Here is a 15418-nt window from a genome sequence, read left to right as displayed (position 1 = left end):
CGTTGAGAAACGGACACCAGCTCGATCTCCACTGGGAGATTATTGAGAATGGATCTGTGGAGAATGACCTCTTTAGTAGCGCTACGAACTTAGCAGGGTGCGATGTTATCGCCACGGACACGCTCGATACTGTCGGCAGTAACGAGGTAGAGTGCATTTGAACCCCCATCTGCCTCTTCACGTACACGAGGATCCCCTTCTGCCTCCGTCTGTTCCGCCGAATAGGAGAATGGATGAACGACTTCCACGTACACCCCGTCTGCGGACCGCTCGGTGATAGTCGCCTGTTCACCCACCGTAGTTGGGGATGTTCCCCAATTCGAGAGACAGGACGCGTTCTGAAATTGCTCGGTAAGGTATTCTTCTTCGGCAGTCAGAGCGCGTTCTTTCGCTTCTTCGTCTGATACGTCACCCGCCGCGATCGTCGTTCGTTCGGATGTCGTTGACTGTGCTTGAATTGTGCTGGTTTCACGCGAACCGTTTTCATTTGGCAAATCCTCGAGACAGCCCGCAGTTCCGAGGCCGAGCGCGACCCCACAGAAGTGAACAACATCTCTTCGAAGGTGGGTGGAGGGCATGGTTCCAGTCAGAATATCACTCGATAAATCCTTTCTGCTTCTGTGAAATGCACGTTCTGTATGAATCGGCTCTCTAGGCGTCTTTCAGTCCCTACCGTAGTGAATTAGCTGAGAAGTAGAGCTGCTTATTGACCGCCGTGAATTCTACCAGTTCAAGGGGGTGTTCCGATAAACGTGCAAGATACACAGGGCGTATCTCGCACGACATATCCTCTGGATCCAGCCCCTTCGAGTAGGACTGTTCACAATAGTATTATTCAATGCTGGGTAAAAACACACGGCAGCAATCGGCGAGGTCGGCGTGTGTTGACTACTGTGAAAATCCATTTCCCGTTGCGACCCCTATAGTCTAAAGATGGTTTCCGAGGAACTCGACAACGTGGATAAAGGCATTCTGTATCTTCTTCAGAAGGACGCCCGGCGTAACACGACCGAGGATATGGCTGAGAAAGTCGGTGTTTCATCCAGCACCGTCGCTAATCGAATTAACAGTCTTGAGGAGCGTGGCGTTATTCTCGGCTATCACCCAATTATCAATTACAGTGAAACGGGATTAGGTCATCACCTCCTCGTCACTGCGACAGTCCCCCTCCAAGACCGAGAGAAGATGATGGACGATCTTATGGAGGTCTCCGGTATCGTAAGCATTCGGGAGCTATTGACTAACAACGAAAACCTGTCTCTGGAAGTAGTGGGCCTCACATCAGATGACGTTGAGGATACCCTTGAAACTCTGGACTCACTCGGTGTCGATATTGAGCGGATGGAGATGATGAAACAGGAACGAACCAACCCCTACAACCACTTCGGGGAGGAGTTTGCGGGTGAGGACGACACTGGATAATCTCCAGTCCATCTTAAGTCACTCTGTAAATTATCAATATCGCAACAGGTTAAAGGAGGGTGAGAGACTACAGTGGTATATGGTCAAAGCACAGTCCGCAACAGCACACGTCGGTAATGTTAGCAATGAGGTAGTTAAGACAGTTGCCGAAGCAGAAGACGTTGACCCTCTGAAACTCACTCCTTCGCTCTACGAAGTAATCGACCTTGACGCATTGGAGAACTTGTTCGCCAACGATCAAGCAGTTGGGAAGGTCGTTTTCAATTATAATAGGTGTGAGGTGAGTGTTTTCTCTGATGGGTATGTTTCGGTCAAATACCACGGTACATAACCACGATCGGGTAGAGAATCGATGATGTAAACACTTCAATATGTAATACTTTGCTGTATACATACTCTATATGATCCGATCAACCGTACGATTCTTTCAACGGTAGCGCACTGAATCGCCCCTGCGTCTGGAGTACGTATCATTCGGTGTGGGATACCCGTTTCAACACAGAGTTCCCGAAAACCATTGGGAGTGAACTGCCACCTTCCTTTTCCGGTACTGCATCGTATGAGGTACCATGGCGGGAAAGCCGACCGAGCAACTCGAGTATGAGTGTGCCAATTTGCTCAAAGAATTCGGCTTCAGCGAGTACGAAGCCTACACGTTCGTCTATCTCCTTCGACTCGGGGCTGGTACCGCAAAGGATGTTGCAGACGTCGGCGACGTGCCCCGCACCCGTGTCTATGACGCGGTTGACGCCCTCCACAAGGTTGGACTAGTCGATATCCAACACACGTCGCCCAAGAAATTCACGCCGGTGTCACGAGAGAGCGCCCTCCGAAAGCTCGACCTCCAGCGAAAAAACATTATCTCGGAGTTGAGCGAACTGCTCGAACACCTCGAACCCGCCACCCAGCCGCCCGAGGAACTTGGGGTGTGGACGGTCACGGGTCACGAGGCCGTCACCAATCGACTCCTCGAATTTATCGACGACGCTGAAGACGAACTCATCTACATGACCGTCGACGAACTCCTGACCGATGACCACCTCGACCACCTGAAGGCGGCCGAAGAGCGTGACGTCGACATCTATCTCGCGGGGCTTTCCGAGCCCGTTCAGACCCAGATTCAGGAGCGGGTTCCCTCGGCTGAACTCTTCGAGACGCTGTGGGCGTGGTCCGATGAGGGAGCCGGAAGCCTGCTCATCACTGACAAGCGAACCGCTCTTGTGAGTGTCCTCGTTGACCAAGAGGCGACGAACAGCATCCACGAGACGGGCATCTGGGGGACGGGCGAGCGCAACAGCCTCGTCGTGGTGCTGCGGACCATCTTCTCCTGGCGACTCGATTCCCTCTCCTCAGAATCCGGTGATTAAATCTCTGTATGGACCGATCTTGTCCACTTCTTTCCGTCACTATCGTCATGAATTAGATGAGAAGTAGAGATATGAATGTCTTAACGAAGTACTACGAGATACGGTTCATTTCGTATCACCGGCGTTGTGACGCATGACCCAATGACTTTGGGCACGGCGTCTTTGCGCTTGGAACCTGTTGTGTACGGTGATTCTTGCTATGGAGGAGGTGAAAGTATTCAGAGTGCTGGCCAGTGCTGACCGACAGATTGTGCTCCATGAGTTGGTAAGAAGGAATCAAGCGATCTCTGTGAAGAAACTCTCTGAGCAAGTATCCTCCCGGAGATATAGAGTGGATCCTGAATCAATTAGTGAGGAAGAGGTCCACCGTGCCCAAATCCGGTTGGTCCATGAACATCTGCCTCTATTGGAGGAGAGAGAAATTATCAAGAAAAGTTGGAGGGACGGAGATGTGGCCCTGACTGAGAAAGAGTGTGTAGATCAATTATTTGAAGTGGCTGAGGAATTAGGCACGTGGCCTCCAGACGATCTCTTGACACCGTCTTCCACATAATATCCGTACACAAAGCTGTATATACCACTTAGCCCCAGTCTCAGTTGGAGACACATTAGCTTCCGATAATTGCACTCTTACCTTGTCTGGTTCTGCGCGAAGAGTTGGACAGTATGTAGGAGAAAACCTCATCCTCCCGTACAGAAAATATTGAGATATTATGAAGTGAGATACCTGTTTAGTGAACTTGCGAACATACCGCTGGAGATTCTTCCAGATATCATTGATGTTCTCGGTGTAGTGCTGATAGAGGACGTGTATTTTGCAGGAACAGGAGATCTCGATCGGGAGCCACTGAATTGATCGATACAGGGAGGAACTCGTTATCCGCTTTCAGACTTCACTAATCAAAATCAGTCAGTGACCCCTACGCGAGAGGGCTCGCGTCGTCACCGAACCCGCTCCCATACGTCTCAATGACTTCCGTAACGGTGATCTCATACGCATCGTACCACTCTGTCCACCGATTTTTCGCGCGTTTATGATCCGAATCCGCTCCAAACGACTCAATTGCGTCCAACGACTCCCAGTAGTAGACGACAAGAACCTCCTCACTATCCGGTGCATGCCACGTCTGCTTGCCCAGATATCCCTCCGTGTCCTCGGCAGCCGCTTGTATCGCGTCATTCAACTCATGAAACTCCGCATCGTACTCGCCCGGAGCGAGGCGGAACGTTACCAAATACATCAGAATTATTCACTTGTTCACGCAAGACGCTTCCCCCGGAGTGTACAACGGTAAACAACTAACAACTCGCTGACCCACATCAAAGTCGGGTTGGGTTTCTGGCCACTTTCGCTGGGAACTTCACGCCTATCCTTCGCAACTGAGAACATTCCTATGAACACCCTCAAAATCGGATCCAAGCGGGTCTCGTGGTGAATATCCAATGACACGACACAATAGTCAGTCCGATGGAAGTCGATTCGCAACCATTGCAGTCGGCACAGCTGACGCCCAGCCGCATCCTCACAGGGATGGAACGAACGACGTCGTCCCGCCGATTCACCTCTCGACGACGTTCGAGTGGGCCAGCGGGAAGGACGCCAATGAACACGACTATTCACGGGAGAGTAATCCGACTCGGGCAGCCCTCGAAAAGCAGTTAGCCCGCCTTGAAGGTGGCGAGCATGGGTTGGCGTTCGCTTCCGGAATGGCCGCTACATCGACGACGATGCTGTCGCTGGTCCCACCGGAAGGCCACGTCGTCTGCTCGGATTCCATCTATAGCGGAACCGAAAAACTGCTCACGGACCACATGGCCGGACAGATCGGCGTTGACATCGACTTTGTTGACGCCCGTGACCCCGACAACGTCGCCGATGCCGTCACCGTGGATACTGATGTGATATGGGCAGAAACACCATCTAACCCCTTGATTCGGCTGTGCGATATCCAAACGATAGCCGACATCGCCGATGACCACGATATCCTCTTCGGCGTGGACAGTACCTTTGCGAGTCCGTACTACCAAGCGCCACTTGAATTGGGTGCCGACATCGTTGTCCACAGCACCACCAAGTATCTCAACGGCCACTCTGACTCGATCGGCGGTGCTGTCATTACTGACACCGAGGAGGTTTACGAGCAATTGGCATTCGCGCAGCAGGTTGGCCTTGGAAATATGCTATCGCCATTCGACTGCTACCTCGTTGCGCGAGGCATCAAGACGCTGCCCGCGCGGATGGAACACCATGAGAAGAACGCGATGGCAGTTGCCCAGTTCCTTGAACGCCACCAGCGAGTCGGTCGAGTTCACTATCCAGGGCTTGAGAGCCACCCGCAACACGAGCTTGCAAGAGAGCAGATGTCCGGGTATAGCGGGATGCTGTCCTTCGAATTCGACGGATCACTCGTCGAACTTGAGGCGTTCGTTGAGGGCCTTGAGGTGTTCACGCCGGGCGCGAGTCTCGGTGGGGTCGAGAGCCTTATCGAGGTGCCGTCACTGATGCTCCCCGAAGAGTTCAGTCGGAGTGAGGAGTCAGCAGAGATCCCCGAGACGTTGGTCCGGGTTTCCGTTGGCCTCGAAGACGCCGATGACCTCTGCAAGGATCTCCGGACGGCGCTACCGTAAGGTCACCGACGATTCATTGTACCCTGTTTACTGACCTGGCTAACGCGGAAACTAACTCCAGACTGCTGAATATACCCTCTGAATTCAACAGGCGATTCTTGGCAGGTGGCGGGTAGATCTTAATCCGTCGCGTTACATCGTCTGCCTGTATGTACCGATTCGGTTCTCCCTTACTAGACTCCTCGGAGCTGAACAAATGCTCTATCCAGAGCGAGCTATCAGACGAAACCAACAACTATGAAATCACTATATTCCAATAATATAATTGAAGTTAGCTTTCTAGAGTACGATAGTATGTCGATGGCCAATTACGAACGCAGACGGTCGGCGCTGACGCTGCGGAAATCGAGCGACGAAAACCGCGGCGTGTCCTTGAGAACTTCGACGGCGATCTCGGTGTCGACCTGCAACTGATACACCCACGCCGGGCCACCGATCGATCCTGCAGCCACCTTTTCGCCGTCGGCAATGCCCTGCATGTCGAGTTCTCGGAGATGGTCCTTGAATCGCCGCTGGCCGAGTTTGTCGATATCAACCTCGGCGGCGATGTTCTTGTACATCCCGTAGATCGGCTTGGCACGGACGGGCGCGTCCCCGGATAGCTCCAGCGCGGTAAGGGCGGCGAGTGCCAGATGCGCCTGCATCGTCATCTCGCGCATGGCTTCGACGACGGCCTCGCGCTCGACGAGGGCCTGTGCTTTGCGGGCGTGTTCGGCAGTCACCTGGTCCGCGTTGTTCTTGTCCGCCAGCTCGCCGGCTTTCCGAAGGTACTTGATCGCCTGTCTGGCGTCGCCTGTGTCCTGCGCCGACAGTGCGGCGATCAGGGGAATCACGTCGTCGGTCAGGACGTCGCTTCGGAACAGGTACTCGTCCGCGGAGTTGTCGATCTCAACGACGTTCCCGTGCTGTGCAGTCCGCTTACTCACCTCGTCCGCGGGGACGATCTCCGTGTGTCGGAACGCCTTGGCCGCTCGCCGTCGCAAGATCTGCTGGAGCTGAGTCGCATCGTAGGGCGAGAACAGGACGGAGTCGTCGTAGAGCGAGCTCTTGACTTTCGGACTGAGATTGTCCCGCCACTGCAGGTCGTTGCTGATGCCGATGATGCTCGGGAAGACGTGATCGTCGACGTCCCCCTGGGCCCGAGCGCGCGGGAGGCTGTAGAGGATCCGGTCGTCGTCACCGAGCGTGTCGATCTCGTCGAGGACGATGATGATGGTGCCGCCGATCTCGTTCATCGCCTCGAACATCATGTCCATCACCACGTCAGTCGCGTACCCCGTAGGGCGGCTGTCGCCAGTGAGTTCCTGATAGATGCGAGAGGCCGTCTTGTACGACGTCGAGAGATCGTGTGACTCACAGGAGACGTAGCAGGTGGTGAGATCGAGATGTTCCGATTCCTGCTCTGCGTGGACCTGGAGTTCGGATAGTTTCGCTTTGGCAGTCGCAGTCTTTCCCTGTCCCGCTTTCCCGTGCAGAAACACGTTGTTGGCACCGACGCCCCGCGCGGCTGGTGCGAGGGACATGTGGAGGTCGTCCATCTCGTCTTCTCGCTCCGGGAGATCGTCTGGGCGGTATTCCTCGCGAAGAACCTCCTCGCGTTCAAAGATAGGAGAGGTGTCCGAGAACTGGGTCATGGAACGGATACCTGCCCCGGGCGCAATAAAACCCCCGTTTCAGGAATGACGGGGAAGACGGCAATAGGTGTCCCACCTGCAGCGATCCACACCCACACCACCGTTTCAGCAATTCCGGCCTGAGAAGGCGGGTGGGCAAAACGTGGGAAGAAAACCCAGAAACTGACGATACCAGTCGTTACGGGTGACTGTACCTGACAAACGGTGAAACTGGCTATTATACTATATTATAACGATTTCGTCTAGGAATAGTAAAGGCAGGGAATGAGAGTCTCACTCACTCATCTAGAGTCTCTATACGTTCACTGTATGATTCTTTATATAGACACCAGTCCGTTGGAATTGCTGAAACGGTGGTGTGGGTCCCGTTCACAGTGTACTTCACACAGCGATAACACAGCCGTCCTCCCCGACAGTTCCGAGATCTATTCCTGAAACAGGGGTGTATCTGCTCGGCAGAACTGCAGTACGTGTCATCCGGCATCGAGGAGTTGCTGAAACGGTGGTGGGGGACTCACAGCGGTGACTGGCCGCTACTTGGAATCGAATTCCTGAAACGGTGGTGTGTGCCTTGGAACTGCAGCGTTTCCCCTCCAATGGACGACCCAGAATTCATGAAACGGTGGTGTGTCTCCCTTCGTTCTGCTGACGAACATCGTCAGTCATCTACGACAACGCCGAAATTCCTGAAACGGTGGTGGGTGGGGCACTCAAACAACCGCGCGGTACCGGAACCCCACTCTTTTCCAACTTCTCCCCTGTCCGTGTTGTCGACCGGCAGGACGCTACGGACGAAACGCATGCACTGAAGCATATGACTCAGCGAGCACCGTGAGTTATCGCCGCCGTTCTCTCCAGTACGTCGCCGATAAAGCTATATACAACCTTGGTGTGTGTGTTAACTTGTAACAAATAGGTGTTCAGAATGCCAAACTGCGAGAACTGCGGAGAGATGGTGTCAGCGTCCTTCGCCCGAGTGTTCGGAGACAACGAGGAGACGATCTACGGTTGTGTACACTGTCTCCCTCCCGACGAGATCACGAAGGTATCGGCAACAGGGAAGACGCCATCGATCATCCAGTAAACGGTGTTTTCGTCGAGGTCGTGGGACGCGCTTACGACTCTATTCCTCGACGACTTCGATGATCTCGCTCGCGGTCCGACTGATCCGGCCGAGTCGATCCATGAGCGTCTCCGTATCGTCGTCTTGCCAGGCAGCGAGGTAGAACGCCGACCCGCTCGTATCTAGGTCGAAGTATCGGCCGACGACGTACGCGACGGCTTCGGCCTCGACCTCGCGTTTCGACCGCGCCGTCTCGTCAACGATGTCGGCACCGACGTGAAGCACGGCGTGGGCGTACTCGTGAATCAGTGTCGCCGCGAGGTCGGCGCGGTTCTCCCGATCTTTCGCCTCGACCAGGGGACGATCCCCGGGTGAGTGGTCCTGTCGACACACGCCCTCGGCGTCGCCGTGCGACCAGTCGCTCGCGGGAACGACGCGGACGTCGACGCCCAGTTCGTCGGCGACATCCAGCAGCGCGGGCACCAGTTCCGTGCCGTCACCTGCTGCCTCGGTATCCAGATCGGGAAGCGGGACGCCGTCGGTCTGCGAGACGTCGAACACGGGGATCGGCTTGAACCCGACGACGCCGTCGGACCACTCCTCGGGCGGTGTCTCGTCGTACTCGCAGTCACCGTCGTCGTGGTACGACAGCGAATTCCCGCACTCGGGGCATTGCTCCGTGATGATCGGTGCCCAGATCCAGATGGCCGACTCTCCTTCCTTGACGTGGCGACCGAACTCTTCTTGCCACGTCCGATACCCCGCGACGCGCGTCGCGTCGGGACGCTGGAGTTTGATCAGGAGCGTGTTCCGGTAGGAGTAGTCGTGGAACCGACTCTGGACGTCGAGCCACTCCTGGAACTGCTGGCTCGCCGCTGCCTCGTCGACGAGGTCGACCAGGTCGTCGATCCACGCTTCGATCGTACTGTGCATCTCGTCGGAACGGGTCTTCGATTCGCCGAAAGACACCGTGGTGTCGTCACTCGTCGCCATGATGATGTCCGGAGCAGCCCGGATGCGGACTGCCCCGCACCCTTCTGGGGCAGAAAAACGTCGACGAATTCTCTCGTCTTACAGAGATTGTTCGTCACTTCGTCGAACAAGGGAGCGCCCTGTTGAAGCGATAATGGCGTGGATGGCTGGAAGCCGAAGTGATGGACGCTCGTCAGGCCCACGGATCGAGTTCTTCACGGCCACCAAACTCCGCACGGTTGCCGTACGCATCAACCATCGCAAGCAGTCCGGATGCAACACGGTATGCGGGCATCGCGTCGTCGTAAAGAAGCACGATGCCTGCGTGAGCTTCGGAGGGTACCGGCCCGAAATCCGTCACGTCGCTCGTGACGATGATGAGATCCTGTTCTCGTGCGTACGGAAGGATATCGGTCTCGTCGTCGGCTCCTCGCCCGAGTTCACCGCGGATATGCTCGCCGTTTCCGGCGAGGAGGAAGTCACTTCGGACACTGACTGCGGGTGGTAAGTGCGCTTGATTACGGCCCACACTCGTTCGAACGGCGTCGAGTTATCCATCCACTCCGATTGGACAGATTCGTTCACCTCGTCCATCGGAACCTCGGTCATGCATCCTTCTACGACTGAAGAACATATTACTCTACGAGCTGTCGTCCGCCTCATAAAGTAGATCATCACCTACTGCTCTCGTCATTACGCAGTTCATCTGCCCGCTGCTGTAGCCGTTTCAGCACCGGAAGCCGGTTTCGGTGCGTGTTCTCGTAGGCGACGCACGCCCGAAGCGTCTCCATATCGGAGATCGTCGTGATCCCTGCTCGGAGTAATCGAGGTTGCGTCGCGAGTCGTTGTCGCGGCGTTAGTCGTCCATCGTCCGTCACGTTCTTCGAGTTATTCATTGGCGTCTCCACCCGTGGAGACGCATACAAACACTGCTCTCTAGATCATCGCTGCTGGCCGATCTACGGGCACCGGCTTCCTACGATATCGACTATGGCCGCCGATGCCTCTCCTCCCACGCAATAACCGTGATGGGCTTGCCCACGCTCTATGCTGAAATAATTCAGCTGTCCACAGATATATTACTGTAGCCGCGATAGTACGAGTACGGAGGTACACGCGCATGGATTTGACCGACGTCCCAGATGATGTTCGCGACGTCAGCGAGGATCCGCCTGATTTCGATGAGTTGAACGCACCTGAAGACGAGCTAAAAGGCGGTCCAACGAGAGAGCGACTGCTCGACGTTGTCGTGCAGTTGCGTGAACCGACGAAGGTCTCGACGATAGCAGAGAGTGCAAACTGTGATACGGAGACCGCGCGGGACTATCTGGAGTGGTTCGCCGCGATGGGAATCGTACATGAGTATTCGGGGCGACCCGTCCGATACGAACGGAATCAGTCGTATCTTCGGTGGCGGCGAGTAGAGCGGCTCCGTGATGCATATTCGGCAACGGAAATCGTCGAGAAACTCACGGAGACGGTGGAGGCGCTCAAGGAGTATCAAGCGCGGTTCGCCGCTGAGAGTCCGGACGCAGTATCACTCGTCAATGCGAGTCGCGAGACACCAGTCGAAGAGGTCTGGGAGGCACTCTCTGAGTGGAAGACGCTAGAGCAGCGTGCGGAACTGTTGGATGCCGCTCGCCGCGATGAGGATGTGCCCGGTGGACGGGACGGACGCGCCGATGCCTGATGACGAGCAGGACGTCGGTGCGATCGATATCGACGTTCTCGAACGGATCGGTCGTCGCCTGAAAGGGAGTAGCCGGATCGCAGCGGTCGCGTATCATCCGGAGTACGCACCGAACTCGGTCATTACGGACTACGAAATGGGCTATTTTCCGGCAGCCGTCGAACGAGCGTATCTGCGGATACGGTGGTTCGAAACGGATGACTTCTGCATCCACTACTCGGAGCAATATGATAGCGGTGAGTCGTGGGACTGTAGATGGGACAGACATCCAAACGACCACAATACGAGAGGGCATTTTCATCCGCCACCTGAGGCAGGAGCCCCAGCAAACGACGCTGAGTATAGCGAGGATTGGCGTGACGTACTCGCTCGCGTATTGCGCGACCTCGACGAACGCGTGCAGGCTTTTTGGGAATGACGTTTCCCCTCCACTGAAAGACGGGAGATCCACCCAGAATCTCTGACGAAAACATCGCCGTGTCCGCCGTGGGCGATTCATCTGGTTCTGCTGTATATAATTTTATATAAAACTATATCGAATATAGCGATGCGATCCGCCATCAATACCATCTCTCAACAATGCTGTCATCCGATACTTCCGCTACATCCGACGAGACCGCCGCCGAGAACGAGGTTGACGATCCGAGCGAGACATCCCTGCCCGTACCCGTCGACGACCCACCGCGGGAGTACGTCCGCATCCGTCCGACCGAAGACCCGATCCGAAAGACCCTCGACGCCGAGTTCGAACGCCTCCACCAGCTCTGTCTCGACACGGACGTGGGACTGCTCGATCGACTCCGCGGCAACGCCGACCACCGCACCGTGGAGTGTCTCCTCGTCGCGGACGGCGACCCGGAGACGCCGATCACCTACAGCTTCGGGATCGTCGACCCGGACGCGCTCGACGCGCTCGAAACGACGCTCCGCGGGGTCTTCCCGGACAGCTACGAGTTCGACCGCGTCGACCACCTCCAGTCGTTTCCCGCTCGTCTCCTCGGGATCCCCGGCAACGACGACGAAGCGGATCCCCCACGAGCCGGCGACCCAGCCCTCGTCGCGGTCGACTACACCGGAAACCCGGAGCGTGGCAACGACTGGCAAACGCGCCTCCGATCGTTCGAGTCGCTCCACGAGTCGGACGACGAGGACGACACACAAGACTCGATCAGCGTCCCGCTCGCGACGGTCGCCGAGACGATGGCGAACGCGACCGAGCCGATGGTCTATCAGGCGCTCCTCCGACCGAAGCCCGACTGGAGCGGCCAGTTGGACGAGCGCCGACAGGACATCGAGATGCAGGCCGACACGGTCGGCGACAAACTCCTCAACGGGCTCTTCGGCACGCCCGACCCCGACGACGACCACGTGACCTACAGCGCGAGCGACGAGACGCGACTCGAGGAACTCTCCGCAAAGGACCCGCGACACTGCTTCGAAGTGACCGCACGCGCCGTCGCCGTCGCGACGGACGAAACCGAGCGCCACCTCGAGGCACTCCAGACGGCGCTGAATCCGGTCGGCAAGACGTGCTACGCGGTCGAGGGGCGCCACGCTACGGGCGACGACGCCGTCGCGGTCGCCCGCGACCTTTGCGACCGCCGAGGCCACTCGCTTTCGAGCGACGGACTCCGCGACCGACTCCCAGGCACCACGTCGACCAACCCTATCGTCGCGGACCCGGCGGAAGCCCCGACGCTCTGTCTGCTCGACGGCAGCACGCTCAACGCCGAGGGGAGACGCAGCCTCTCGCCGACGCCCGGCGAACGGACCACGCTCCCGCGCCCGCCCGTCGACCAGCTCGGGCGCTACCACGGCCCGGGACTCCTCCTTGGCGACCCGCTCACCCAGGACGGAATGCCCGACGTCGACCCGCTCCGGCTCCCGCCGTCGCTCCAGCCGCTCCACGTCGGCTGGTTCGGCAAAACCGGTTCGGGGAAGTCGACGAGCCTGATCAACGCGATGCTGGAGAACCACGCCGCCACCGACGGCGCGAACATCCTCGTCGACCCGAAGGGCGACGGGATGGCGCTGGAGTACATTCGTGCACATTATGCGCGCTACGGCCACGCCGAGAACGTCGTCTACTTCGACTGTTCGTCGGTCGTCCCCGCGTTCTCCTTCTTTGACATCCGCGATGAACTCGACGCCGGCATCGCCCGGACGACCGCCGTCGAGGACACGGTCGATCACTACATCGAGATCCTCAGGGGGATCATGGGGAGGGACCGCTTCGAACAGGCCGTCCGGTCGCCGGACATCATCCGCTATCTCGTAAAGGCGATGTTCGACCCCGTCCACGGACAGGACGCGTTCTCTCACCGCGAGTTGCACGAGGAAGCGCGGGTGATGCACGAACGCCAGTCGACGAAGGCGGTCTCCGACACCGACCTCGAGCGGATGCTCGGCGGCGTCGCGGCCAACCGGTCGCGGACGTTCGACGAGCTCATGCAGGGCGTGGCGAACCGGATGGAGAAGATCCCGGTCGACAAACGCCTCGGGACGATCTTCAACCACGTCGCGACCGAGGACGGGCCACACTTCGACCTCGCGGACTTCCTGAACGACGACGTGGTCGTCATCTTCGACACGGGCGCGCTCCGCTCGGAGGCCCAACGCGTGCTCACGCTGCTCATCCTCTCGAACCTCTGGACGGCCCTTCGCCGTCGGAAGCGACGCCACCAGGACGAGAGCCTCGCGGATGACGACGAGACGGAGCGAGACAGCGACGGTGACGACGCTCGCTCCGCCAGCACTGACGACGACCTCCCGCTGGTCAACCTCTACGTCGAGGAAGCCGCGAGCGTCGCGGTCTCCGACCTCCTCAAGGAGTTGCTCGCCCAGTCCCGGAGTTTCGACTGCTCGGTCACGTTGGCGATGCAGTTCCCCGGCCAGCTCCGCGACCAGCACGCCGATGTCTACGACGAGGTTCTGAACAACATCTCGACGTTCGTCACGGGGAACGTCCCCGTCGACAAGCGGCTCACGGAGCGACTCGCCACCGACGACATGCCGCCCCAGGAGGTCGGGAACCGCCTGCGTGCACTCGAACGCGGCCAGTGGCTCGTGAACCTGCCCGCACCGTTCGGCGAACCGGAACCGCGACCGTTCCTCGTCGAGTCGGCGTCGCCGCCTCCGGGCGACCCAGAAGGCCCGCGGCCGCTCCGCGACCGCGAGCAGGCGGCGTTTCGTGATGCCGTCGACGCCGTGACCGAGCGGACGACCGCGGAGTACGGCTTGACGCTCGGCTCGCCCAGTACGGCCGGAACGGACGAGGACGCCGACGAGTTCGCGGAGAGCGACGTCGCGACCGACTCGGCCGCCCACCAACCGACGATGCGCGTCGATAGCGCCCTCCCGCACACGAAGCGCCTCCCGGAGACCGTCGAGTACGACGAGTCGATCCACGCGCTGCGCTGTACGAACTGCGACAACCGTTACGACCCGCAGATATCGGGAATGAAGCGAGCGATCGGCTGCTGTGGTACGCTCGACGACGTCGAGCCCGACGACGTCCCGATCTGCGACCTGAACCTGAAGCTCACGCCCGAGGAACGCCAGGCGTCGCCGTGGTCGGACACACAGCTCATGTTCGTCCAGGCGGTGTACAACGCCCAGCAACTACGCTACGACCCGCTGGAGTACGACCTGCTGTACGACAGCATGATCCGCTTACAGGAGTACGTCGGTATCGAGAGCGAGGCCGTGCAGGATCTGGTCGATGCGGACGTTCTCCGCCACGACACGGACCATCCTCACCGGCTGTTCACGGTGACGCCGAGCGGCCGCGACGTGATCGGCGAGAGCTATCGCCTCGGCGTCGACTACGGCCATGGCCAGGGCGACCTCGAGGAGTCGAGCCAGCACATCATGGCCGTCGAGATCGCCCGGCAGTATCTGGAGTCGGAGTACCTCGACGACCCCGAGTCCGAGGTCGTGGAGGTGACGCCGTACTACGACCTGAAGGAGGTGTCACTTCCGGCGTCGGCGTTCATGGCTCCGGACTCCGACGAGAGCGAAGAGGTGACCGACGCGTACGACCAGCGCCGACTCGACATCGCCGCGCTCGACGACGACGGCGAGGTCGTCGTCGCCGTTGAGGCCGAGCGCGTGAACCACGACACGAGACGCGCGGTCCCCGACGACTTCGACAAGATCGCTGACTGCGACCCGGACGAGGCGATCTGGGTTGTGACGACGCGCCAGGAGGCCCACGACGTTCTCGAAGCGTTGAACGACCCGCTCGAAGGGGAGCCTCGCGTCGAGAAGACCTACAGCCAGAACACCCCGCCGGACCACTTCAAGATCGATACACCCGGGCTGACGGCAGTCTACACGGTCGACTATCTCCGCGACAGGATAGAGCGTGAGGGAGAGTAGTCCGCCAAGGGCGCTTCTTCGCTTTCGTCGTTCCCCGATCGTCATCCGAGTGCAAGTCCAAGCGATACCGACGCCGCTCTCTCAGTCACGGGTGTCGCAGCAATACACCCTGATGACGGGACAGTTACACCACCAGAAAACCTATTACGAGAATCAGTGACCTTCTGCATGGGTCACCAGTTCCGCGCTGTACATTCCATACCACCTGCCAGATCCACTCGCCGTCCACAACCAGCCATCTGCGCGGACTGATTGGCCCCTT

The 15418-nt window shown here is 58.2% G+C and carries 14 protein-coding genes; 9 read left to right on the top strand and 5 right to left on the bottom strand.

Annotated elements, in window-relative coordinates; genetic code table 11:
• Nucleotides 1–89 precede the first annotated feature (89 nt).
• Nucleotides 90–578, bottom strand: coding sequence for a hypothetical protein (locus D8670_RS20935; RefSeq protein ID WP_162994271.1), 489 nt, complete (start codon nt 576–578; stop codon nt 90–92).
• Between the two features lie 355 nt (nt 579–933).
• Between D8670_RS20935 and D8670_RS11385 the strand changes: the two genes are divergently transcribed.
• From D8670_RS11385 to D8670_RS11370, 4 genes are all read left to right on the top strand, one after another.
• Nucleotides 934–1422 carry an Lrp/AsnC family transcriptional regulator gene (locus D8670_RS11385; protein WP_121818216.1) on the top strand — a complete coding sequence of 163 codons (489 nt, stop codon included), beginning with the start codon at nt 934–936 and terminating at the stop codon, nt 1420–1422.
• 79 nt (nt 1423–1501) lie between these two features.
• A complete protein-coding gene (locus tag D8670_RS11380) occupies nt 1502–1753 on the top strand; it encodes a HalOD1 output domain-containing protein (RefSeq protein WP_121818215.1) in 252 nt (83 codons plus the stop codon).
• A 238-nt stretch (nt 1754–1991) separates the two neighbouring features.
• A complete protein-coding gene (locus D8670_RS11375; RefSeq protein WP_121818214.1) occupies nt 1992–2789 on the top strand; it encodes a TrmB family transcriptional regulator in 798 nt (265 codons plus the stop codon).
• A 199-nt stretch (nt 2790–2988) separates the two neighbouring features.
• Nucleotides 2989–3342, top strand: coding sequence for a DUF7344 domain-containing protein (locus tag D8670_RS11370; protein WP_121818599.1), 354 nt, complete (start codon nt 2989–2991; stop codon nt 3340–3342).
• A 367-nt stretch (nt 3343–3709) separates the two neighbouring features.
• Here D8670_RS11370 and D8670_RS11365 read toward each other — a convergent pair whose 3' ends face one another.
• Nucleotides 3710–4030, bottom strand: coding sequence for an antibiotic biosynthesis monooxygenase family protein (locus tag D8670_RS11365; protein WP_121818213.1), 321 nt, complete (start codon nt 4028–4030; stop codon nt 3710–3712).
• A gap of 202 nt (nt 4031–4232) precedes the next feature.
• On the opposite strand from D8670_RS11365, the gene D8670_RS11360 reads away from it, so the two are divergent.
• The gene (locus D8670_RS11360; RefSeq protein ID WP_121818212.1) at nt 4233–5417 is read left to right on the top strand and encodes a trans-sulfuration enzyme family protein; all 1185 of its coding nucleotides are present in this window, start codon (nt 4233–4235) and stop codon (nt 5415–5417) included.
• 308 nt (nt 5418–5725) lie between these two features.
• Here the strand turns inward: D8670_RS11360 and D8670_RS11355 are convergent, their stop codons facing one another.
• Nucleotides 5726–7051, bottom strand: a complete 1326-nt coding sequence (locus tag D8670_RS11355; RefSeq protein ID WP_121818211.1) for a Cdc6/Cdc18 family protein — start codon at nt 7049–7051, stop codon at nt 5726–5728.
• A 925-nt stretch (nt 7052–7976) separates the two neighbouring features.
• Here D8670_RS11355 and D8670_RS21935 point away from each other — a divergent pair.
• Nucleotides 7977–8135, top strand: a complete 159-nt coding sequence (locus tag D8670_RS21935; protein ID WP_449272252.1) for a DUF7563 family protein — start codon at nt 7977–7979, stop codon at nt 8133–8135.
• A 39-nt stretch (nt 8136–8174) separates the two neighbouring features.
• On the opposite strand, the gene D8670_RS11350 is transcribed toward D8670_RS21935, so the two are convergent.
• Both D8670_RS11350 and D8670_RS20930 read right to left on the bottom strand, forming a co-directional pair.
• Complete coding sequence (locus tag D8670_RS11350; RefSeq protein WP_121818210.1) at nt 8175–9107, bottom strand: ArdC-like ssDNA-binding domain-containing protein; 933 nt, start codon at nt 9105–9107, stop codon at nt 8175–8177.
• A gap of 172 nt (nt 9108–9279) precedes the next feature.
• Nucleotides 9280–9615, bottom strand: a complete 336-nt coding sequence (locus tag D8670_RS20930; RefSeq protein ID WP_162994270.1) for a DUF5615 family PIN-like protein — start codon at nt 9613–9615, stop codon at nt 9280–9282.
• Between the two features lie 591 nt (nt 9616–10206).
• Here D8670_RS20930 and D8670_RS11335 point away from each other — a divergent pair.
• The 3 genes from D8670_RS11335 to D8670_RS21520 all read left to right on the top strand — a co-directional run bounded on the left by D8670_RS11335 (nt 10207) and on the right by D8670_RS21520 (nt 15156).
• A complete protein-coding gene (locus D8670_RS11335) occupies nt 10207–10776 on the top strand; it encodes a DUF7342 family protein (RefSeq protein ID WP_121818207.1) in 570 nt (189 codons plus the stop codon).
• Nucleotides 10769–11194 (top strand): toxin-antitoxin system TumE family protein, encoded by a 426-nt coding sequence (locus D8670_RS11330; RefSeq protein WP_121818598.1) that lies wholly within the window; start codon nt 10769–10771, stop codon nt 11192–11194. The genes D8670_RS11335 and D8670_RS11330 overlap by 8 nt, the downstream gene beginning before the upstream one ends.
• Nucleotides 11195–11355: 161 nt before the next feature.
• Nucleotides 11356–15156, top strand: coding sequence for an ATP-binding protein (locus D8670_RS21520; protein WP_233752228.1), 3801 nt, complete (start codon nt 11356–11358; stop codon nt 15154–15156).
• Nucleotides 15157–15418: the final 262 nt, after the last annotated feature.

This window comes from Halostella limicola, assembly GCF_003675875.1.
Lineage (GTDB): Archaea > Halobacteriota > Halobacteria > Halobacteriales > Natronoarchaeaceae > Halostella > Halostella limicola.
The sequence above is the reverse complement of the archived record's forward strand: the minus strand, read 5'-3'. Positions and strand labels throughout refer to the sequence as shown.